The 20,864-nt window shown below is 50.3% G+C and carries 21 protein-coding genes; 9 read left to right on the forward strand and 12 right to left on the reverse strand.

Going from position 1 to position 20,864, the window contains the following annotated elements; all coding sequences use genetic code 11:
- Window positions 1-35 precede the first annotated feature (35 nt).
- The gene (gene petA / locus GOB58_RS03795) at window positions 36-695 is read left to right on the forward strand and encodes a ubiquinol-cytochrome c reductase iron-sulfur subunit (protein ID WP_173559394.1); all 660 of its coding nucleotides are present in this window, start codon (window positions 36-38) and stop codon (window positions 693-695) included.
- 11 nt (window positions 696-706) lie between these two features.
- Here the strand turns inward: petA and GOB58_RS03800 are convergent, their stop codons facing one another.
- The 11 genes from GOB58_RS03800 to GOB58_RS03850 form a co-directional block, all read right to left on the reverse strand.
- Complete coding sequence (locus GOB58_RS03800) at window positions 707-1,195, reverse strand: TM2 domain-containing protein (RefSeq protein ID WP_173559395.1); 489 nt, start codon at window positions 1,193-1,195, stop codon at window positions 707-709.
- Between the two features lie 69 nt (window positions 1,196-1,264).
- Complete coding sequence (locus GOB58_RS03805) at window positions 1,265-1,636, reverse strand: hypothetical protein (protein WP_173559396.1); 372 nt, start codon at window positions 1,634-1,636, stop codon at window positions 1,265-1,267.
- A 469-nt stretch (window positions 1,637-2,105) separates the two neighbouring features.
- Window positions 2,106-2,501 (reverse strand): hypothetical protein, encoded by a 396-nt coding sequence (locus GOB58_RS03810; protein WP_086554592.1) that lies wholly within the window; start codon window positions 2,499-2,501, stop codon window positions 2,106-2,108.
- A gap of 34 nt (window positions 2,502-2,535) precedes the next feature.
- Window positions 2,536-3,108 carry a nuclear transport factor 2 family protein gene (locus GOB58_RS03815; RefSeq protein WP_086554591.1) on the reverse strand — a complete coding sequence of 191 codons (573 nt, stop codon included), beginning with the start codon at window positions 3,106-3,108 and terminating at the stop codon, window positions 2,536-2,538.
- A 2-nt stretch (window positions 3,109-3,110) separates the two neighbouring features.
- Window positions 3,111-4,370, reverse strand: coding sequence for an amidase (locus GOB58_RS03820; RefSeq protein WP_173559397.1), 1,260 nt, complete (start codon window positions 4,368-4,370; stop codon window positions 3,111-3,113).
- A gap of 39 nt (window positions 4,371-4,409) precedes the next feature.
- Entirely contained in the window at window positions 4,410-4,892 is a 483-nt protein-coding gene (locus tag GOB58_RS03825) for a flavin reductase family protein (RefSeq protein WP_086554589.1), read from the reverse strand.
- 51 nt (window positions 4,893-4,943) lie between these two features.
- Window positions 4,944-5,903: a PDR/VanB family oxidoreductase gene (locus tag GOB58_RS03830; protein WP_173559398.1), complete on the reverse strand. Its 960-nt coding sequence runs from the start codon at window positions 5,901-5,903 to the stop codon at window positions 4,944-4,946.
- On the reverse strand, window positions 5,900-6,631 hold the full coding sequence (locus GOB58_RS03835; protein ID WP_173559399.1) for an SDR family NAD(P)-dependent oxidoreductase: 732 nt from the start codon (window positions 6,629-6,631) through the stop codon (window positions 5,900-5,902). Before GOB58_RS03835 ends, GOB58_RS03830 begins: the two co-directional genes overlap by 4 nt.
- A complete protein-coding gene (locus tag GOB58_RS03840; protein ID WP_086554586.1) occupies window positions 6,631-7,104 on the reverse strand; it encodes an aromatic-ring-hydroxylating dioxygenase subunit beta in 474 nt (157 codons plus the stop codon). The genes GOB58_RS03835 and GOB58_RS03840 overlap by 1 nt, the downstream gene beginning before the upstream one ends.
- Window positions 7,101-8,381 (reverse strand): aromatic ring-hydroxylating oxygenase subunit alpha, encoded by a 1,281-nt coding sequence (locus tag GOB58_RS03845; protein ID WP_173559400.1) that lies wholly within the window; start codon window positions 8,379-8,381, stop codon window positions 7,101-7,103. The genes GOB58_RS03840 and GOB58_RS03845 overlap by 4 nt, the downstream gene beginning before the upstream one ends.
- A gap of 59 nt (window positions 8,382-8,440) precedes the next feature.
- Window positions 8,441-9,592, reverse strand: a complete 1,152-nt coding sequence (locus GOB58_RS03850; RefSeq protein WP_086554585.1) for an acyl-CoA dehydrogenase family protein — start codon at window positions 9,590-9,592, stop codon at window positions 8,441-8,443.
- 428 nt (window positions 9,593-10,020) lie between these two features.
- Here GOB58_RS03850 and GOB58_RS03855 point away from each other — a divergent pair, with 428 nt between their 5' ends.
- From GOB58_RS03855 to GOB58_RS03865, 3 genes are all read left to right on the forward strand, one after another.
- On the forward strand, window positions 10,021-11,514 hold the full coding sequence (locus tag GOB58_RS03855; protein ID WP_173559401.1) for an aldehyde dehydrogenase family protein: 1,494 nt from the start codon (window positions 10,021-10,023) through the stop codon (window positions 11,512-11,514).
- A 20-nt stretch (window positions 11,515-11,534) separates the two neighbouring features.
- Complete coding sequence (locus GOB58_RS03860) at window positions 11,535-13,646, forward strand: PQQ-dependent dehydrogenase, methanol/ethanol family (RefSeq protein WP_173559402.1); 2,112 nt, start codon at window positions 11,535-11,537, stop codon at window positions 13,644-13,646.
- A gap of 161 nt (window positions 13,647-13,807) precedes the next feature.
- Window positions 13,808-14,284 (forward strand): MarR family winged helix-turn-helix transcriptional regulator, encoded by a 477-nt coding sequence (locus GOB58_RS03865; protein ID WP_265792354.1) that lies wholly within the window; start codon window positions 13,808-13,810, stop codon window positions 14,282-14,284.
- An 83-nt stretch (window positions 14,285-14,367) separates the two neighbouring features.
- Here GOB58_RS03865 and GOB58_RS03870 read toward each other — a convergent pair whose 3' ends face one another.
- Window positions 14,368-15,690 carry an MFS transporter gene (locus GOB58_RS03870; RefSeq protein ID WP_173559404.1) on the reverse strand — a complete coding sequence of 441 codons (1,323 nt, stop codon included), beginning with the start codon at window positions 15,688-15,690 and terminating at the stop codon, window positions 14,368-14,370.
- Between the two features lie 735 nt (window positions 15,691-16,425).
- On the opposite strand from GOB58_RS03870, the gene GOB58_RS03875 reads away from it, so the two are divergent.
- From GOB58_RS03875 to GOB58_RS03895, 5 genes are all read left to right on the forward strand, one after another.
- Window positions 16,426-18,042: a carbohydrate porin gene (locus tag GOB58_RS03875; RefSeq protein WP_173559405.1), complete on the forward strand. Its 1,617-nt coding sequence runs from the start codon at window positions 16,426-16,428 to the stop codon at window positions 18,040-18,042.
- Window positions 18,039-19,055, forward strand: a complete 1,017-nt coding sequence (locus GOB58_RS03880; RefSeq protein ID WP_173559406.1) for a ketopantoate reductase family protein — start codon at window positions 18,039-18,041, stop codon at window positions 19,053-19,055. The genes GOB58_RS03875 and GOB58_RS03880 overlap by 4 nt, the downstream gene beginning before the upstream one ends.
- Window positions 19,056-19,059: 4 nt before the next feature.
- Window positions 19,060-19,809 carry a class II aldolase/adducin family protein gene (locus GOB58_RS03885; protein WP_086554578.1) on the forward strand — a complete coding sequence of 250 codons (750 nt, stop codon included), beginning with the start codon at window positions 19,060-19,062 and terminating at the stop codon, window positions 19,807-19,809.
- Between the two features lie 224 nt (window positions 19,810-20,033).
- The gene (locus GOB58_RS03890; RefSeq protein ID WP_233127582.1) at window positions 20,034-20,363 is read left to right on the forward strand and encodes an SMR family transporter; all 330 of its coding nucleotides are present in this window, start codon (window positions 20,034-20,036) and stop codon (window positions 20,361-20,363) included.
- A gap of 88 nt (window positions 20,364-20,451) precedes the next feature.
- On the forward strand, window positions 20,452-20,778 hold the full coding sequence (locus tag GOB58_RS03895) for a hypothetical protein (protein ID WP_173559408.1): 327 nt from the start codon (window positions 20,452-20,454) through the stop codon (window positions 20,776-20,778).
- Window positions 20,779-20,864: the final 86 nt, after the last annotated feature.

Genomic DNA, 20,864 nt, shown 5'->3' on the forward strand with positions numbered 1-20,864 from the left:
TATAATGACCTTCTATGCACAGAAACTGAAACACCATGCCGACACATCCCCCCTCATCTCCTGACACTCAGGATAAGCAGGACGACACACAAAACCCCTGCCGGCGTGATTTTCTTGAAATGACCGCAATAGCAGGTGCCGTAACAGGTGCCGCAGCCTGTGCTATCCCCTTTCTCCAGGGGCTTCTCCCTCCGGAGAGCTTTTCAGAGCATATGCCTGTGGACCTTGACCTGTCGCACCTGACACCAGGGGAGCAGCTCGTCACGACATGGGAGAATAAGCCGGTGTTTATTATACACCGCACCCGCGACGACCTCATCACCCTGCAGGAGAAAACTCTCAGAGAACAGCTGCGCGACCCTGACTCTCAGGTTCAGCAGCAACCAGCCTATGCCCGCAACTGGCACCGGTCACTCAGCCCTGAATATGGTGTTTACGTTGGCATATGCACGCATCTGGGGTGTGTGCCTTCGTATAGTCCACCTGTCGGTGACAACCCGGAGCAAAATAAGGGGCATTATGTATGCCCCTGCCATGGCTCACATTTCGACCTCGCCGGCAGAGCTTTTAAAAATGCGCCGGCTCCATACAATCTGCCCGTGCCACCTTACAGCATGATATCCCCCACCCACTTAAGGCTTGGTGCCAACCCCGAGGGCGAGACTTTCAGTTTTTCTACGATTGTTCAGATCTGAACGACAGGGAGTTAAAACCAGTCACGCTCCTGCGCGACATAGGTGTCGTAAAACTCCTCATCTGTTTTACAGATATAAATAATAGCTTCAAAAAAAGCGACCGCGTAGATCACAACGCCCGGAAGACCGAGAAAAGTAACGCCTACAATGCTGACCAGCAGCATAATGAAGCCTGCTTTTTTGTAGCCCAGATAAAATTTATGAATACCCAGCACACCAAACAGCAGTGCAAGAACACTGGCCACGACACGGTTTCGGCCCTGAGTAATGGGCGCCCCCTGAGATGAGGGTTCTCTCTGTGGAAAATTAACAAGAACGGGCAGGACAAATACAGACGTAGCGACCTCTCCCTTCACTTCAAAATCAACCCCGGCGCCAGGAATGAGAAATGAGGTATCAGAATGCACGTCAGCAGACCCAAAATGGTAACGCTGCTCATTATTACCACTAATGAGGCCGTCTCCACTCACAGAATCATATGTAAGAACTGTCCCGCGCATATACACTCACAGAAAATACTATTGTAATTTCTCAATAGCACGAAAAGAGCAGTTTAAATCTAAAAAATGCTATTTACGTAAGTTTTTCTCTCTTCTGATGCGGTAAAGAGTCGGCAGGAGCATAACAGCCGGAACAACAAATATACCGGGCACAACAAGCCAGGGCAGCGCTTCAGATATATCAGCTCTGGCACCCCACAGGGCCCAGCAGCAGGCTGCAGCCCATGTAAACAGATAAACCCACACACCTTCAGGCAAACGGCGGGCAACCAGATAACCCGACGCTGTAAAACCTACGCCCATAAAAAAACAGTAAAATGATTCACCACAAACGATAAAATATACCCCGGCACAGGCAAGGGGAACTCCGAGTATCAGGAGAGTAATAGAAAAAAACTCTACCAGCCACTCATTAACTATTTTGGGAATTTGAATATACATATCTTCTTAAAACCAGAAAACCGTGCTGCCTTTTAAAGCGCAGAAAAACCAGGTCAACCCCCGGCCAGTATTTTATCATGATGCACCTGATCTACACCTTCACTGCGACAAAGTGCGTACCACAATAAAAAATATAATATGTTATTTCGACCTGTTTAAAATAAGATAAATAATCTTCCTTGTTATATAGAAAGTAAGATTATAGTTTATATTAACAAAAAAAATAATTCATAGTTTTATAAAATAATGCTTTTCATCTTTTATTTATCTGGGTGTGAGTGCGATATTTATGGCTACCACGCATTAATGATTGTAAATAATTAACTTTATAAGCCAAAAATTCAAAGCCGATCACAATATTTTTCATGATTGTAATATGTTGTGATCAACAAGGCAAATCAGGGCACACATAAAAAAGCGGAACCTGAAGGCCCCGCTTTTTGTAACACACTACATATGACAGAAAACTTCAAATCGCAAAGAATGTTTCCTGCAGATACTGCCATAGCAAGGGCTGCTCTGCTGTACCTTTACGGAACATAACAGCTGATCCACGCTCATCGCGCTTACCATTCTGTGTCTGAATTTCTTTATAGGTTACAAAATACCCATCAGAAAATGAAGCTCTGACAACAACATCCTCAATTTCCATTACCAGACCAGGGCGTGAACCAAAAAGCTTCGGCAAAACTTCAGCGAAAGTCTCGCGCGCAACCGGCCGGCCTGCAGCTCCAAGCATAGCATAATCTGGTGTAAAGTGGTTCAGAATAAGCTGAGGGCTGGCCTCACCCTCCCCGCGAAACCAGCTCTGCAATAAAACATGCAGATCAACGATTTCTTTATGTGCCGCAACTTTCAGATCCATAGGTCTCTCTTCTTCTTTGTAATCTTAAAATGACTTACTCTTTCATCAGCACAGAGTAAGTCGGCATACTTTCAACCCAGCCATTTTGAAGCGGGGCAACAAAGACGTTTTCTGTACGGGTACGGGCAATTTTCCATACACCATCAACTTTACGAAACAGGTTGTTCAGCCGGCTTGAGCGCAGCAGTGACGACCCGTCAGAAAAAACCCAGGGCTGGCAATGAATCCACTGCCCATCTGCTTCATCGCCCTTTACATGAATCTGCTCAGACGTCAGATAATGCGCGTTCAGCAACAGAGCCGGATCGCGCTTCTGCCCCCAGAACCCGTTGAAGTGGTTACGAATTGCTTCCTTACCAACAGCGCGGCCAAACTGGTTATCGTAATACTCACCAACACCTTCCCAGATTGCATCCTCTGTGTAGAGATCCATAATCAGGTCAATACGCATGGCATCATCTGTCACCCCATATTCAGGGCATGGCGTGTCACACAGGAACATATAGCGCGCCTGAATACGACGAATGTCAGCTTCAGCTTCAAGCACCTCAATACGTCGCTCAAGCGCGCTGAGACGTGTTGTGAAATCTGCCTCATTAACCGTCATCGTTATACATTCCCTTTATTGAAGCAAAGGACAGGCGCAGGCAGTGAAGGCAGAACTGTTTCCGCCCAGGCGGAGTAGTTCAGCAGCTCTTCATCCGCACCAAAGCCTGCGAGCAGCTGCACACCCACCGGCAGACCATTTTTACCCGTCAGACCAGGCAGTGTGAGTGTTGGCAGGCGCAGCAATGTCCATAACCTGCTGAAAATCGGGCTGCCTGTGCCTTCAGTCAGCAAAGGTGCCTCCCCCGGTGCAGCGGGAGCCAGCATGACAGTGCCGGGTGTTGCAAAAGCTGCTATAGCCTCGCGAAGAGCCTGCGCTTTTTCCAGTGCGGCACGGTATGTTGCGTAGGAAATCTTTTGTCCGGCTTCGAGCAGGCCTGTAATCTGCTGGCTGAGCATGTCGCGCTTATGTGTATATTCCCAGGCAAGAGCCTGTGAGGCCTCATAACTCATAATCGTAATGTGCAAAGCCGCAGCATCAGAAAATACTCGCATATCCAGCTCAGTCACAGGGACATGAGCCCCCATAAGAACGGCTGCTTTTTCTACCGCATTATGCGTACTCTCATCAGCTTCATCCCAGTGCGGTGTGCGACACAGCAGCACACGCTCAGGCTTCGTCGCAGCAAGTGTAACAGGTGCAGCAACCGGCCCTTTTAACACCGCATCTGCAAGAGCAGCCGTTGCAACATCGCGCGTCACAGTGCCTAGCGTGTCAAATGATGGTGCCAGACTTTTGACACCTGCAGCGGCATAACGACCATAGCTGGGTTTAAAGCCGACAATACCACAATATGAGGCGGGACGTGTCAGGGAAGCCGCTGTCTGCGAGGCCAGACCAATGTCAACAATACCAGCAGCGACCGCAGCGGCTGAACCTGTTGAAGAGCCGCCAGGCGTATGTGCCGGACCATAAGGATTAACTGTGGCACCAGGGCGGAAAAACGCGAACTCTGTTGTTACTGTTTTACCGGCACAAAGTGCCCCGGCATTACGCAGCTGTGTGACACAGGCTGCATCTGCCCGCGCATAATTCCCTTCATAAATAGCAGAGCCATGACCAGTCACATAACCAGCCATATCAATGATATCTTTTACTCCGACGCTGACCCCTGTCAGCGGACCGGTTTTTGCTGTCGCTGCATCAGAGCGAATACGCACCGGATCATAAGTCGTAAAAGCTTTCACATCAGGCTCGCATGCTTCAAGACGCCTGATAAGAGCCGCAGCATGATCCTGCGATGTCACCTGTGGCTGTGTCATAATCTGTGTCTTCCTGATGGGTAATAAAGGAGTGAAGGCTTATGCAGCGAGGTCGAAAGCACCCCGGAAGTAAACGAGAGGCTGGCTGCTCTGATCCTGATGAAATTCTATGCTTTCAGGCCGCGCCAGAAAGATTTCATGCGTGCCACCACGCAGGGTTTCAACGACACTTACGCTTATCTGCACCAGAGCGTCTTTGACAAAGAAATGCCCGTTCTCATCTCTGACACAATACTGATCGAAGGACTTACCCTCTGACCGGCCGGCAAAATGCATGGCCATGTCTTTCTGATCGCTTCTCAGAATACTGATGCCGAATTTCCCGGTTTCTTCAATCGCACGACAGGTCGCACTTTTATGATGCAGGCAGATCAGCAAAGTCAGCGGATCGAGTGAAACTGAACTAAACGCGCTGATAGTGGCACCACACTCGCCCTCAGTGCCACGCGCGGTAATCACGGCAACACCGGTTGCAAAATGAGACATAGCACTACGAAATGCGTCAGATGTAACCGAAGTCATGATAGTGTATTCCTTTCCCAAAGATACAACTACAGATGTGCATTTTATATTTCAGGCATCAACCACAAGAAGGGGTGAGCGCGAACGTGAACAGCACAGAGCAATCTGATCACTACGTTCATCATCTGTCAGATATTCGTCACGGTGCTCAGGCTCACCTTCCAGCACGCTGACGACACAACTGCCACAGATACCCTGCTCACAGCTGACGTTAACTTTAACGCCCACTCTTTTCAGAGCGTTAATGATGGTTTCATCAGGTTTAACCTCAACCCTCACGCCTGATTTAGCAGCAAGAACCTCAAAGCCTTCACCACCCGTAACAGGCTCAGCAGAAAAGGCCTCACGGTGCAGGTTCGATCCGGCATAACCCAGTGTTTCGCCTGCTGTAAAAACGGCATCCATCAGACCAGCCGGACCACAGGTGTAAACATGCGTCCGGGTTTTATCAGCGACACCACCGAGTACCTCACCCGGAGAGAATAACGCATTCTCAGGCTGGCTGCAGTCATGAACAACAACTGAATCAGCAAACGGTAACGAAGCCAGAAAAGGTGCAAAAACCGGACTGCGTGCTGCATAATGCAGTGCAAATGATGTGCCTCGGTCATAAAGCTCGTAAGCCATCGCAATGAGAGGCGTAATACCAATACCGCCACCCACCAGCACAGCATGTGTGCCATCTTTTGCCAGCGGGAAAAGATTACGTGGTGCACCAATCGTCAGCGTCGCACCGGGCTTTACAGTAGCGTGCACCGCACGTGACCCGCCCCGTGAAGCCGGTTCGAGCAAAACTGCCAGACGATAGCACGAACGGTCTGCCGGATTGCCGCACAGAGAGTACTGACGCACAATATCATCGCCGAGAAACAGGTCCACATGCGCTCCTGCCTCCCACTCCGGCATGGGCGAAGCATCGGGCATACTTACGGAAAACGACAGTACGTCACCAAGCTGTTCAACACTGTTCACTTTAACCGCAAAAGACTGCGGAACCTGTCTGTCTGTCATCGCATATAAAGTCCGCTGTTAATGTCGATAATAGAGCCGGTCATTGCCCCGGCATCAGGACGGGCCATTTCAGCCACCATTCGCGCCACGGTTTCCGGCCGTCCGGGTTCACCTGTGGGCAGGCTGGCAAAGGCTCGTTTTGCGTTTTCTGCCCCGATTGTTTCAGCAACTGACGGCAGGTCAAGCGGGCCAGGGGCTATAGCATTAACGGTAATACCGTGTGGTGCCAGGTCACGGGCAAACACTTTTGTCAGTGTATGCACCGCTCCCTTTGATGCGGCATAATGTGCCCCTGTTGCTGTGCCACCGTTCTGCCCGGCAAGAGAGCCGATGTTGACAATGCGGCCGCTTTTATCAGCAGCACGCAGACGTCGCGCAAAACGCTGACTAACCAGAAATGTGCCGCGGAGATTAACCGAAACAATGCTGTCAAAGCTGCCCATGCTAATTTCGAGCAGTTTTTCTGCTTTCATAATGGCTGCATTATTGACCAGCAGCCAGGGCAGACCACAACGCTGCTCAACGACATCGAGAGCCTCTTCAACCGCAGACTCAGATGAAACATCAAGCGTAATGGCTATCGCCTGATCGCCAATCTCGTCAGCTGTTTCCTGGGCCTGAGCTCCATCAATATCAGCAATAACAACCTTATACCCTTCAGAGACCAGGTGCCGCGCAATGCAGGCACCCAGCCCCTTACCACCACCGGTGATAAGAGCGACGGGCATCAAAGGATGTAGCTCACAGCGGTCAGAGCTTCAGTCGATGTCAGGAGGCTGACGATTTTACGATCAATTTTGAGACCAGCATCAGTTTTCACCAGATGGAAGGTCACATTAGCTGAGTAATAGCGCTCACGCCCCTGACGCAGCTCTGTGAGCATCTGTGCGCAGCGCACAACACATTTTGTCTCATCAGCCTCAAGCATGCGATAACGCCCGTGCATGCGCACCGTGCGTGCCGGTGGCATGGCTGAAATAGCACGCCCACCCAGCAAACGCGTCACACGGTTCTGACGCATTTCTGCATTATCATATGCATAGTTTAGTGTTTTTTCATAATCCGTTGCATCCGGATCAATCGGAACAATATAGAGACCTTCAGGCGTGTAGAGAGACAGCCACTCTTTAAACTGACCATAGTCAAGCAGGTCGGCCTCAAGAGTAATGAACTCAATTGCATCGTTGAGAGTAATGCTCATTGTGCAGCCTCCTCAGCAGCAGTTTCACAGGTCAGGTCAACCAGCCACTGCTTGTAGGCAGCGCGCATGCCGGTTTCAGCAGTGACATCACTGAACAGGTTACCGCTTTCACGCTTTGCTTCATGGCCAAGACCACGGTTAAGCAGAATGTCGATGTTATAACCGGCCAGAGCACCACGCTGCACACGGTCCCAGGCTTCAGAATCATCAGGCGTACCAAAGCCCATCGGCCCCTGGAAATGCTCATGCAGGCGCAGACGTACTTCGTTAGCAATATCAGGCCCGCCATCCATACCAATCGCGATATGACGTATTTCTGTCTGATCAACAGCAAGCGGACGCAGCACACGGAAAAAAGCCATTGAGCAGGCGACATTAGGATAGAGGTTAAGGTTAAAGCCTGAACCACCAACAGCTCTTACGATCTGCCTTACTTTCTCAGGCGGATAGTCTTTAGAAAGAGCATCTGCCAGCTCCTGAAAACGCTCCGGAACAGGCGCATCAAGATTTTCTTCAAGGTCAATCAGCTCAGGGATCATGACCATCACAGAGTGACCATTACCCAGATCTTCAACAAAACCATCGCCTTCAACAAAGTCGAAGATGTTCTGTGTTTCGTTATCAACGGAATCAAGGAATGATTTATGAACAATCGGAAAATGATAAGCGTCGGTCGTGTTTTCGAGCTGAATTTTCCAGTTACCAGGGAAAGTAAATTTATGCTCACCCATGGTTTTAACCGGCCAGCCTGCACCCTGCTTCATAAACAGGTCGATCCAGATTTTTGCCGGGCCAAGCCATTCGTCAAGCGGCATGATATCCTGGTTAAACGTCGCAAAAATCATACCGTTATATTCTGCAACCTTTAAAGACACGAGCGGCAGTTTGCTCTTATCCAGGCTCTCACCATAGCCTTTGGGCTGGGGCACAGCACGCAAAGCACCATCCTGCCCATAAGCCCAGCCATGATAAGGGCAGACAAAGCTGGCTGTTTTGCCACTTTTATGCTCACACACCGTTGCTCCGCGATGGCGGCAGCGGTTCAGCAGCACATGCAGCTCACCCTTACGGTCGCGTGAGACAATAACAGGATGCTGACCGATGAAGGTGGTTATAAAACTTCCTGGTTCAGGCAGGTCACTGCGATGCGCAACCCATATCCAGTTACGCTTAAAAATACTGTCCATCTCCATATCGTAGAGAGCGGCATTATTATAAATTGAACCATCCGCACGGTCTTCATTTACCAGGGATGCGGGATCTGGAAGAATGGTCATATTTTTCATCCTTACTCTGTATAGTCAGGCATATTGCGACGTGTCTGGCCCTGGAAGCCTCAGGGGTAACCGGGCCGTCCCCCGCGTCCAAGTTCTACTTTTCCGGCTGCTTCATAATTGCCGGAAGCCATAAAGGCATGCTGTGCAACGACTGCGCAGTCCTGCAGACAGCGACCCAGAATATGGTCAGCCTGAACAGCGGCAATCCCACCGATTGTGAAACATTTACGAGCCACGCTGAAAGAAGCCTGGGCAGCATGAGTTGCAGCCAGACGCACAGCATTTGCATCTGCTTCGGTGGCACTCTCTCCTGCACTCAGGCGCGCCCAGACGTTATGGGTTGTCTCATAAAAAAGCGCACGGGCGGCAGACAGCTCTGCCTCAGCCTCCCCAACCAGCAACTGCACATAAGGGCGGTCACCCAGAGCCGGCGCACCGGTGATAGAGCGACGCTCTCCCATAATAAGAACCTCGTTAAGAGCACGCCGGGCACAACCCAGCCCGACCACACTCAGCACCTGAGCTGCAAGAGCAAGAGAGGGGTAAGCATAAAGCGGGCTTTCAAGAGTGGGCTTACCACCGCGGGTAAATGTCCATTCTTCTGATACAAAGACTTTATCCACGACCACATCATGGCTGCCTGTTGCGCTCAGACCAATTGTGTTCCAGGTTTCATCAATCGTTACTGCAGAAGCTGGCATAACAGCCGTGCGGGGCAACCCGCTGCTTTCACCTTCTACGGCGATACCGACACCAATCATCGATGCTCCGGTGCACCCGCTGGCATAAGGCCAGCGACCACTCACCACAAAACCACCGTCACCAGCCTGCACTTTTTGCGGCGGGAAGATAGCGCCGGCAAACACGACATCCGGCCCGTCGGCATAAAATTTATGCAGGGTTTCAAGCGGTAAAGCTGCAAGATACGTTGCTGACACACCAAAGCTTGCCACCCAGCCGCATGAGGCATCGGCTTCAGCTATTGTCTCTACCAGACCAAGAAAATCAGCCGGACCAAGCTCGAGGCCACCAAACTGTTTTAAAACCAGAGCACGATACACACCAATAGTGCGAAATCTGTTTACAATATCCTGAGGAATACGGCGCATGGCGCGATAATCGAGGGCATTTTTCCGGATGATCGCCAGCGTCTCTTCAAGGACACCGCCTTCCAGAAATACCTCTGCCGCCCGGGGAGAATTATTAAGCATCTGTATATTCTCGATCAGTCACGGGAACAGGTGTTCTGCCCCTCAGTTCACCATGGACTTGCGGAACAGACTGCTCCGTGTCCTCTGATTTTTGTCTACGTTATATTGCTATCCATTTCAAGTAATTTTTCTATCGATATCGAATCGATTCTAGCGAACATCTTTTCGTTTAAAGTGCCGGATTAATCACCATTTTTACGAATCAAACTCAGAAAAACCCTTTATTTTTAATTGTAAAAAATAGTTTAAGTTCTTTCGTCCACATTAAAATAAACTCTGCGGCGCAGTTTCCTGCACCTTCTGTAAAAAACAAAATTTTATACATGAACATTCTCTTGAAAATGAAAATTATCACCCTTAATGTCATTGCTGTTTCGATATAATACATCCCCCGACCGGACCACCCCCATCATCATAAAGGTCGTGCCATGCCTGAAATTTCTATTTTGCCTGCCGTCCAGACTTTTATAGAGCAGACACACCAGCTCTATATTGATGGCCGCTATACACCGGCGCAAAGCACTGACACGCTTGCTGTATTCAACCCGGCTACAGGCCAGCAAATCAGCTCCGTTCCCAATGCTTCAGCAGAAGATGTTGATCGTGCTGTTGCTTCAGCGCACAAGGCATTCACATCAGGTGTGTGGCGCAACCTGCCCCCCTGCGCACGTGAAGCCACCCTCCTTAAACTCGCAACTCTGGTCGAACGCGACGCAGAAATTCTGGCGCAGCTGGAAACTCTTGAGCAAGGGCAGTCTGTCGTTCTGTCACGCATTCTCGAAGCAGGTGGTGCGTGTAACTGGATACGTTATGTTGCCGGACTTTCTACTAAAATCACCGGTCAGACACTGGATGTTTCCATACCTCTCCCACCCGGGGCACGTTATACAGCCATGACCCGCAAGGAGCCCGTGGGCGTTGTCGCGGGTATTGTGCCATGGAACTTCCCCCTGTTAATCGCTGTGTGGAAAGTCCTGCCGGCACTGGCTGCCGGCTGCTGCGTTGTCGCCAAACCTGCTGACACCACTCCGCTGACGCTCCTTTATCTGGCACATCTGGCAACTGAAGCCGGCGTGCCAGACGGAGTTTTTAATGTTGTCACCGGTGCAGGCACAACAACCGGGGATGCGCTTATCCGTCATCCGCAAATTGCAAAAATCAGCTTTACCGGCTCAACTCCTGTCGGCAAACATATTGCCGTTGTCAGCGCGGATCGCCTGACCCGCCTCTCTCTCGAACTGGGAGGGAAAAACCCGGCTCTGGTGCTGGCTGATGCCGACCCTGAACAGGTCATTTCAGGCCTTGCTATGGCAGGCTATATAAACCAGGGGCAGGTCTGTGCCGCCTGCTCACGCGTATATATTGAAGGCCCTCTGTTTGATACCATTGCCGAAGGCCTGAAAAATGCTTTAGCCAGCATGAAACCCGGCCCTGGCATGGATGAAACAACACAGATTAATCCGGTTGCTTCTCTGGCTCACCAGCAAAAAGTTCTCAGCTATATTCAGGATGCCGTTAATGCAGGCGCTGACATTGCATGGGGACAGGAGCCACCACAAAATGGCGGTTTTTATGTACGCCCGGCCCTGATCCTCAACCCGGACCCATCACTCAGGCTTGCACGAGAAGAAGTGTTCGGACCTGTCATGACCCTTACACGCGTTGAAAGCGCTGAAGAAGGTCTGGCTTTAGCCAATGACTGCGAGTTTGGGCTTGCAGCCAGTGTCTGGACCCGCAGCCTGGCACAGGCAATGGAGCTGCCGCCTCGCATGCAGGCCGGCACCGTATGGGTTAACAGCCACGTTATGATCGACCCCAACATGCCTTTTGGCGGCGTTAAAAACTCTGGCCTTGGCAAAGATTTTGGGACCGGCTGGCTCGATGCTTTTACAGAAACAAAGGCGATCTGCATCCGCCACTAACAGAAAAGGTTTATTCCGCTATGCGTCGCCCCCTCTCCTTTTCTGCCCGGCGCCGCCTTTCAGGGCTTGGTGCCGCCATCGCTCTGAGTGCAGCTGCCCCCGCGGCTGCACAAACTCCGGAGCCTGCTGCTGCAAACTGGCCTATGCATGGCCGCACAACGACTGAGCAACGTTTCAGCCCGCTGAAGCAGATTAATACCGAAACAATTTCCCGCCTTGGCCTGGCCTGGTATCAGGACTTTGACACCCTGCGGGGCCAGGAAGGCACCCCCCTGGTTATTGACGGGGTGATGTATGTCACCACTAACTGGAGCAAGGTAGAGGCTGTTAAAGCTGATACCGGCGAAGTTTTATGGCGCTATGACCCGCGTGTACCTGGCAATATTGCCGTGCGCGGGTGCTGTGATACGGTCAACCGCGGAGCAGCTTACTCTGACGGTCGTGTTTTTGTTGGCACTTACGACGGCCGCCTTCAGGCACTGGATGCAAAAACCGGCACCCTGCTGTGGAGCGTCAACACCATACCTGAAGAAGCCACACTGGGTGGCATTCGCTCCTACACCATTGATGGTGCACCCCGCGTAGCCAAAGGCGTTGTGATTATCGGCAACGGCGGCTCAGAATTTGGTGCGCGAGGCTTTGTCTCTGGCTTTGATGCGAAAACCGGTGCGCTGAAATGGCGTTTTTACACTGTTCCGGCCCCTGGCAACAAACCAGATGGTGCAGCATCAGACAGCGTGCTGCACAACAAAGTTTACAAAACATGGAGCCCGACCGGGGCCTGGACGCAATCTGGCGGTGGTGGCACCGTATGGGATTCTATCGTCTATGACCCTGAGACCGACCTCGTTTATCTGGGTGTTGGCAATGGCTCACCCTGGAACTACAGCATACGTTCAAACGGCACAGGCGATAACCTCTTCCTTGGAAGCATCGTTGCCGTTCGGCCAGAAACTGGTGAGTATGTATGGCATTTTCAGGAAACACCAATGGACCAGTGGGACTTTACAGCCTCACAGCCCATGATGATTCTTGATCTGATTATTAACGGGCAAAAACGTCACGTGCTGGCACAGGCGCCTAAAAACGGCTTTTTCTATCTGCTTGATGCCGCCACAGGTGAATTTATTTCTGCTACACCTTATACATTCCTCAACTGGGCGAAGGGTGTAGACCCGAAAACAGGCCGGCCTAACTTTGTGCCTGATGCTTTATGGTCACTCACAGACAAAACATGGATGGGCATTCCCGGCTCGCTGGGAGGACATAACTGGGCTCCTATGGCTTATAGCCCTGACACCGGCTATGTTTATATACCGGCACAGCAGCTGCCAGAACCATTCCACACCGAGAAGAACTTTAAGCTCCATAAAATGGGCGTTAATCTCGGCATTGATATGGCTGGCCTGCCAGATGACCAGAAGATTATCGATGCCGTTGACAGCGGCCTGAAAGGCTGGCTTGAGGCATGGGACCCCGTTGCCCGCAAAGTTGCCTTTACTGTGCCACATGCAACACCATGGAACGGTGGTGTACTGGCAACAGCAGGTAACCTGGTGTTTCAGGGGCTGGCTACGGGTGGGTTTGAGGCATATGACGCCCGCACCGGTAAACCTCTCTACCACTTTGATGCTCATAGTGGCATTGTAGCGCCACCGGTCTCTTACGCTGTGAATGGCCGTCAGTATATTGCCGTTGAAGTAGGCTGGGGTGGTGTATTCCCCCTGATGGGTGGCGCCATGGCGCGCTATGCCAATAAAAGCGTTAACCACTCCCGCCTGCTGGTGTTTGCCCTGGACGGAAAAGAAACTCTGCCCCAGGAGACACATACCGGCCAGATACCCATTCGCACAACGGCAACATTTGACCCTGCACATGCAACCAGAGGGTATGACCTTTACCAGCATTTCTGCATGGCCTGTCACGGCGACAATGCTGTTGCCGGCGGCGTACTGCCTGACCTGCGCTCATCAGGCACGCTGGACAGCAAAGAGGGTTTTTATGCCGTTGTGGGCCGTGGCGCACTTGAAAACTATGGCATGGTGGGCTTTTCAAAAGTCTTAACCCCACAGGATATCGACGATATCCGGCAGTTTTTAATTCGCCGTTCACTCTCCCAGAAACCTCAGTAATATCAGCCATAATCACCATCATAAGTGTTAAGGAGGCTGCGCAGCACCCCTCCTTAACACCCTGGCTGACTGCTGCACGCAGCAAACTTCTATAAGATAACTTCACACACCCCGGTAAAAACGCTAGGGAGAAGGCAATATTAAGGAAAGTGAGACGTGCAGTGATCAGAAAAAAGACCAGCAAGACATGGCGCTCTGCTGACCCCCAGGACCCTCTGTTTTCTGCTGACTCCTCACCTTTTTTCCACCTGGCCCGACTGGTGGGGCTGTATCAGCTCCGCATGGATACACACCTCAAGCGTGTGGGGATGGATATGTCGCGCTGGCGTGTGCTTGCCATTCTGCATGAAGAAGAATGTGCCCCGATGAGCCGCATTGCCGAGCTGGCTGTGTTTCGCATCTCAACAACGACCAAGCTGATCTACCGTATGGAAAATGAAGGCCTGACGAGCACATCTGTCTCAGAGCAGGATGGCCGCGTGACGGAAGTACGCCTGACCAGTAAAGGACGTGAAGCCTTTGAGGGAGTGCGCTCTGTTGCCTCGCTCATTTTCGAACGCGCTTTTCATGACTGCAATGATGATGAGATACAAACTCTCCTCAAAATCTGCCGTAAACTATATAACAATCTTTATTAAAAAATGGCCTCTGCATTTAAGGTGAAATTATTACCCGCAATACAAAGGCCACTATATACTCTTTAATTTTTAACAGACCCTCTTCAGGCTGTCTGTTCTCTCACTCCCGTGCTTACTGCGTCGTAAACATGCTGATGGTGCTGCTGCGCACCATAAAGCCTGCGATATGACGGCATGCATAGCAGCAACAGAACACCACCCAGAACACTGGCTGTGCCGGCAACAATTGCCATAGACAAACCAATGGCAAGCGGAGACTGAAACACCCTGTCATTAAGCATACCGATAAGAATTGACCCGCCTGACAACCCACCTATCGCGTTACAAAACAACATAGTGGCTGAGAAACGTGCCCGCATCGGCACCGGCACGACAATCTGAAGCACAGTTGCTGATGGTGGCATGGGGAAAGAAGCAAAAAAGAATGCCAGTGCAAAACATGGCACCGCCAGATGACGGTCAGTTGTCAGAACACTGATAACCAGAGGTACACACGCAAGGAACGCGCCTGTGACAGCAACAATCTGCGATGCACAGACCACACCACGGTGCGTCAGATAGTCAATGCAGCGCCCGCTGGTAAATACCCCTGCACTGCCGCAGATAATAACAATACTGCCCAGTACCAGGCCAAGCTCTGTGTGGCTCATATGGTGGATACGCATCATCTGTGCTGGCATCCAGCTAAACAGAGAAAACAATGTCACAGCCAGCAGGGTATAACCCAGCATATGCAGGCTGAAAAACATTTTATGTTGCCGGAAAAAAGCAATGGCCTGTGCCGCAGGTACGTGCGGCCCGGCAACACGACGCTGAGCAGGCTCGCGCACACTTGTCGCAATGATCAGCCCCAGAAACAAACCAGGTAAACCAACAACCAGAAAGCACACCTGCCAGGCATGAAGAGAGGTCATGTTATAATGCTGCGCAACACTTAGCAGGCTGCCACCAAACAGAAACGCACAGCCCGAACCGAGAAAAGACCCCAGAAAAAAAACTGAGAGTGTACCAGCCAGTTTTTCTTTTGGTACAATATCAGCCAGATAGGAATAAACAGCCGGGGCAAGAGCGGCCTCTCCCAGCCCGACAAGCACGCGACACGTAAAAAGCGACCAGAAACCGTTACAAAGACCACAGGCCATTGTTGCAAGGCTCCACAGAATGACGCCTGCCACAATAATAGGCGGGCGAGGCTTGCGGTCACTCAGACTGGCCAGCGGAAAACCAAGGACAGCATACAGAAGAGAAAATGCCAGGCCATTAAGGCAGGCAAACTGCGTATCACCCAGATGCAAATCCGCCTGTATCGGACCAATCAGCAAAGAAAGAATCTGCCTGTCTATATAAGACAACAGATAAGCCAGCATAAATAACGTAATGGCATTCGCCTGCCGCAATCGGCTCATCCCGGGTCTCCATGTCACATAAGATCAGAGCAAAGTAAGGACTGTCATCTCCTGGGCTGATAACATAGTGACCTGTGCAGGCATGACATCAGAACAAGCCCTGCAAAAGAGCATGGTTCACACCACCATCACAGTTGATATTTCACGTAATTATCTTTGAAGAAGAGAGCCTGGAATTTAATTTTCCTTACACTTGCTCTGTTAATTTCGATATCAAAATGAGAACAGAAGCCACCTCCTTTTGTCAATCTATTTTCATTAATGATGAGATAAAAAAAGGATAAAAAAATTATCTACCCTATTAATTTAATTAATTTTTTTGTTTTTATAAAACATTTTTCAGAATAAAAAAAAATCTGAGTTTTTTATTTCTCAAAACAAAATTTTCTCGTTTTTTTTGCCCGACATTCGATATAAAAAAAAATGACAGAAAAAATTATTCAGTAAAAACATATTCTTTTTTTAATTTGAAACTTCACTAGAATCATCTTCTATAATGGAATCGAAACGATTCACAGCAACCCCTTCTGTCCTGACATACGTTTGCCTTCACTGTTTATGAAAAAAACTCTCGCCGGTTTTTTAGCCAGTGCCTGGCACACGACAAAACGGAGCCTTTGAAAATGATACTTTTTTCATCCACTCCACACCCCTCCCGCCTTTAATTCATTTCGACATAAAAACATTCTCAACACTCATCTTCCCGCCCCTTCTTCTGACGGAGTTTTTTAAATCATGCAGCGCATCATCAAGATACTCTGCACCTGTAGTGTCATTTCAGGCGCTGCAGGCGTACTTCCCGCAATGGCCAGTACAAATCCGCCAGTTACGCATACACATTCCGCTAACTCGCACCTGCATCGTCATATGCTTGTTGCCGGCAATACACATTCAACAACACACACAATAGCTGATGCAGGCCATGTAAACTTAACCCCTGCTGATCAGTTACCTGCAGTCGATGCGTCGGGTCAGCCGGTTAACGTTATCGGGCGCCATACGCATACAAATAACGGCAATGATTTTCTGGCTGCACCTAATAACCTCAGCCCTAAAATTTTACCCTCAGTGCCCGTTTCAACTATGGCCGGCACCCCTGTTAAAAAAGGCTTTTTTTATAATGTTCTGAAGCCGCTTAAAGATTACGGTATTACATTTCATGCTTTACTGATCGATAACTTTGTCAGCAACGTTCAGGGTGGCATTAAGCAGGGGTCACGCCTGCAAAACGCCCTGGGTGTTGTTGAAACAAACATCGACCTTAACAAGCTCATTGGCTGGAAAGGAGCTCAGATACATTTTGGCGAGGATTTCTTCTTCCTTCGTGATAATGACAAGCACTGGTCGCAGCAGGTTGGTGACAATACCCTGGGCTATCAGCCCCCTCACCTCTTCCGAGGCAACTATCTGAGTGAACTGACACTCGATCAGAAGCTTTTCAGCGACAAGCTCGAAATTGAAGCCGGCCGTGCAAACATCTCACGTTATTTCCTTATCCCGAACTGTAATCAGATCCTGACCTGCTTTAAAGATGTCTGGTCACAGGATGCTGGCATCAGCACCTTTGTGTTCGCAACATGGTCAGGCCATGCGATCTACCACATCACAAAATCATGGTACTTTCAGGCAGCAGCAACCGAAGTTAACAAAACCATCTATTATCAGAACGGCTGGAACTGGAACACAGATACAGCAACCGGTGCTACCGGCGTTGGTGAGATCGGGTATAAACGCGGCTTTGACGAAACAGCCTACCCGTCCATGTATGAATTTCTGGGATATTATAATTCATCAGCGACAACCACTACAGCACGCGCAACGACTGCATCAGGCGGCAGCTGGAAAGCAACGCAGCACACCGGCGGCATGTCAGGTATTTTCTTCACCGGGCAGCAGTATATCTGGCGTGCAGACCATGGCACCACACGTGACCCGCATAATATGGCTGTTGCTATTTATGGTGGTGCAGGAACAGATTTTCAAAGCTACGCCCCTGTTAAAGCAGAAGCCTACCTTGGTGCATTTGTTCAGGCTCCTTTCAAATCACATCCTCTTGATACCTACGGTGTTCAGCTGCACTGGACCAAGCTTGGCTCACGTGAGACGCAGTTTCTGGCTGAAGCTAACAAAGCCAGCGGTGGTGATGGTAAAGCACCAAGTGCCGCGCACCTGGTTGCTGATATCCATGCTCACGTTTTCCTCTTCCCTAATGTTGCGATTGAACCAAGCCTGCAATACGCTATCAACCCCAATACCTACTATGCGCCTATGACTGCAAAACATCCCCGTGATGCTCTTGAAGTTGGTGCAACACTCTTTGTTTATCTCGATAAAATGGCAGGTTTCCCATGATAGAAAAGCTCTCAGGACCAGCTCAATTTCCGCCTCGTGTCTGCATTGCCGGCATGGGGGGAATTGGCGGGTTACTGGCGGCACATCTGAATGAGCTGACACTCGACCTGTCTGTCGTCGCACGCGGAGAAACCCTCCGCGTGTTACGTCATGAAGGGTTATACTGCTCAAACGAAAACACTACATCACATCACAGACTTCAGGCCGACAGCCGCGCCCCTGACACCATTCAGGATCTGATTATACTGTGTGGAAAATATCACCAGCTCTCTGGCCTGCTTGACACGGTTAAACATGCCATTGGCCCGCATACAAAAATCATACCAGTTGTAAACGGCTTCCCCTGGTGGATGGCACACCCTGAAACACAGGCAATCCTGCAACCGGCACTCGACCCGGAGGGAACACTTAGCCAGCTCAGCCGTAATACATTATGTGGATGCGTAGCCTATACTTTTGCTCAGGTTGAAGCACCGGGGCATATCAGGGTGGCAGGTATCCCGCACTTTACGCTTGGAGATGTCGAAAAAGGCAGTGGATGCGCTGAAGATATTCTGAATATTTTCCATGAAAACAACAGTATTTTTCATAGAAGTGAGGATATCAGGAGAGATCTGTGGGCCAAATTATCCCTTAATGTTTCAACTAATCCGCTCTCGGTTATGTTTGAGGCCAGCCTGCACGAACTGACAACATCACCTGACGCTGTAAAACTGGCACTCAGCAGCCTTAATGAAATGCAAAATCTTGGCCGGGCTTATGGCCTCTCAGACCTGCCACCGACAGAGGCTCTGATGAGCAAAATCGTGCAGGGCGGCAGGCACCCTACCTCTATGTTGCAGGATTACCGACATAACCGCCCGCTGGAACTATCCGCTATGGGAGACGCCATTCTCCTCCTTGCGCGACACTACAATGTTTCCATGCCTGTGACTGAAACTGTGCTCACTCTGACCAGACGCAAGGCCGCCATAAAGCAAAACCTTTCTGCTGCGGCAGCATATAAGGACTAAAAATATGGAACACACTACAGAAGAAAAGCTGCGCATCCAGCTGGCTGAATGTTACCATCTGATCAATTATTTCGGATGGACTGAAATGATCTTCAATCATATTTCAGTGCGTCTGCCGGGCGAAGAACGCCGCTACCTGGTCAATACATTTGGCTTAAATTATGACGAAGTCACACCAGATAATCTGCTGATGGTCGATGCTGGCGGCCGTGTCATTACAAACGGTCCGACCCGCCCTAACCCGGCAGGATTTGCCCTGCATGGCGCCATTCATGCTGCGCGTGATGATGTGCACTGCATTATTCATACGCACACAAATGCGGTGTGTGCGGTCGCGATGAAAGAAGAAGGTTTCAGCCACGATAACTTTTATGGTGCACAGCTCTTTGAGCGCGTTGGTTACCATGCCTTCGAAGGGATCACACTCTATGATGATGAACGCCCGCGTATGCTTGAAAGCCTGGGGAAAAAGCATGTGCTGGTGCTGCGCAACCACGGCCTTGCTGTTGGCGGTGCTGACATTCCCCGCGCTTTCTTCCTGCTATGGGTCGCTCAGCGCGCCGCTGAAATTCAGTGTCACACCGGCATGATACCGGGGAAAAACGTGATACTGAGCGAGGAAATCCGTCGTCGCTGCTCGCAGGATGCCGAAGGATTAATTGCCGGCTCGAGCGCTGCACAAAAAATGTTTGATGCTGCTGTAAGAAAAGTGCGTAAAGAGCGTGGCCCTCTCTGGCCAGGAGACAAAGTTTAATCACCCCCCACCCGATTATCTGCTGCCCTGGTCATCGCAGAGGCAGCAGAGCATGATACGCTGGTGACGGGCCCATCTCAAAGAGCAAAGCAGCCTCATACAGGCAACAGCGAAACAAAGAATGACTGAGGCTATACGCCACTTCACGTGACAGTTGTGCCTGAAGATGCGATGAAGAAACAAACATCGTGTAAATGCAGAGGCTGCGCGGAGGACAGGTGAATATTTCTTATCTATATCTCGGAGGTGCAATTATATCCGAGGTCCTGGGAACCACTTTTCTAAAACAATCTGAAGGGTTCTCAAAGCTTCTCCCTGGCCTTGCTACTGTCTTTTTTTACGGTTTTGCGTTGTACGCGCTGTCTCATACCCTCAAAACTATTCCTACAGGGGTTGCTTACGCAATCTGGTCTGGGGTTGGCATTGTTTTAATCAGTGCCGTAGCCTGGATATTTCAGGGGCAAAAATTAGATATCCCTGCCATTGCCGGCATGCTGCTGATTATTGCTGGTGTCGTTATCATGAACGTCTTTTCAAAAACTGGCGGGCATTAACGCTGCCGGCTGCGCGCCTGTACCTGAGACTTTACCGCAGAGCTGTGTATACTCAGGTCTCTGAATGCTGACATGAGACGGACACGACATGACGAGATACAGACTTTATATTCTGACAACATTGCCTCTGCTGGGAGCCTGCTCTCACACCGGTCAGCCACAGGAGAACTCACGAGCAGAGTTTCTTCGCTCAATGAGTGATTCATCTCCTTCCCAATATGCGACAGAGCAGTCTTCTCATGACAGTAAAATTCACGGATCTCTGTCTGTCGGAACAGGTGTGGGTTCAGGTCGCAGCTACAGCGCAGGGCCAGGCTACCGTGCATATGGCCAGGAACAGGGCCTGAACCAGCCGGACATAATGAACGGAACAGATGCAGGATCGGTTAACAGCCCTTACAGCGAAGATCATTAATCTTTTTTACAGGCCAGCTCATAGTCAGACCACAAACCCATGCCGGGGATGTAGTTCCTGATATTTCAGGGCGTGGTAACATACAG

It is taken from the genome of Acetobacter thailandicus (assembly GCF_011516655.1).
GTDB lineage: Bacteria > Pseudomonadota > Alphaproteobacteria > Acetobacterales > Acetobacteraceae > Acetobacter > Acetobacter thailandicus.

Excerpts from the sequence above, each read along its gene's own strand:
- petA (WP_173559394.1), top strand. The coding sequence starts at position 36 with ATGCCGACACATCCCCCCTCATCTCCTGACACTCAGGATAAGCAGGAC.
- GOB58_RS03800 (WP_173559395.1), bottom strand. The coding sequence starts at position 1,195 with ATGCGCGGGACAGTTCTTACATATGATTCTGTGAGTGGAGACGGCCTC.
- GOB58_RS03805 (WP_173559396.1), bottom strand. The coding sequence starts at position 1,636 with ATGTATATTCAAATTCCCAAAATAGTTAATGAGTGGCTGGTAGAGTTT.
- GOB58_RS03810 (WP_086554592.1), bottom strand. The coding sequence starts at position 2,501 with ATGGATCTGAAAGTTGCGGCACATAAAGAAATCGTTGATCTGCATGTT.
- GOB58_RS03815 (WP_086554591.1), bottom strand. The coding sequence starts at position 3,108 with ATGACGGTTAATGAGGCAGATTTCACAACACGTCTCAGCGCGCTTGAG.
- GOB58_RS03820 (WP_173559397.1), bottom strand. The coding sequence starts at position 4,370 with ATGACACAGCCACAGGTGACATCGCAGGATCATGCTGCGGCTCTTATC.
- GOB58_RS03825 (WP_086554589.1), bottom strand. The coding sequence starts at position 4,892 with ATGACTTCGGTTACATCTGACGCATTTCGTAGTGCTATGTCTCATTTT.
- GOB58_RS03830 (WP_173559398.1), bottom strand. The coding sequence starts at position 5,903 with ATGACAGACAGACAGGTTCCGCAGTCTTTTGCGGTTAAAGTGAACAGT.
- GOB58_RS03835 (WP_173559399.1), bottom strand. The coding sequence starts at position 6,631 with ATGCCCGTCGCTCTTATCACCGGTGGTGGTAAGGGGCTGGGTGCCTGC.
- GOB58_RS03840 (WP_086554586.1), bottom strand. The coding sequence starts at position 7,104 with ATGAGCATTACTCTCAACGATGCAATTGAGTTCATTACTCTTGAGGCC.
- GOB58_RS03845 (WP_173559400.1), bottom strand. The coding sequence starts at position 8,381 with ATGACCATTCTTCCAGATCCCGCATCCCTGGTAAATGAAGACCGTGCG.
- GOB58_RS03850 (WP_086554585.1), bottom strand. The coding sequence starts at position 9,592 with ATGCTTAATAATTCTCCCCGGGCGGCAGAGGTATTTCTGGAAGGCGGT.
- GOB58_RS03855 (WP_173559401.1), top strand. The coding sequence starts at position 10,021 with ATGCCTGAAATTTCTATTTTGCCTGCCGTCCAGACTTTTATAGAGCAG.
- GOB58_RS03860 (WP_173559402.1), top strand. The coding sequence starts at position 11,535 with ATGCGTCGCCCCCTCTCCTTTTCTGCCCGGCGCCGCCTTTCAGGGCTT.
- GOB58_RS03870 (WP_173559404.1), bottom strand. The coding sequence starts at position 15,690 with ATGAGCCGATTGCGGCAGGCGAATGCCATTACGTTATTTATGCTGGCT.
- GOB58_RS03875 (WP_173559405.1), top strand. The coding sequence starts at position 16,426 with ATGCAGCGCATCATCAAGATACTCTGCACCTGTAGTGTCATTTCAGGC.
- GOB58_RS03880 (WP_173559406.1), top strand. The coding sequence starts at position 18,039 with ATGATAGAAAAGCTCTCAGGACCAGCTCAATTTCCGCCTCGTGTCTGC.
- GOB58_RS03885 (WP_086554578.1), top strand. The coding sequence starts at position 19,060 with ATGGAACACACTACAGAAGAAAAGCTGCGCATCCAGCTGGCTGAATGT.
- GOB58_RS03895 (WP_173559408.1), top strand. The coding sequence starts at position 20,452 with ATGACGAGATACAGACTTTATATTCTGACAACATTGCCTCTGCTGGGA.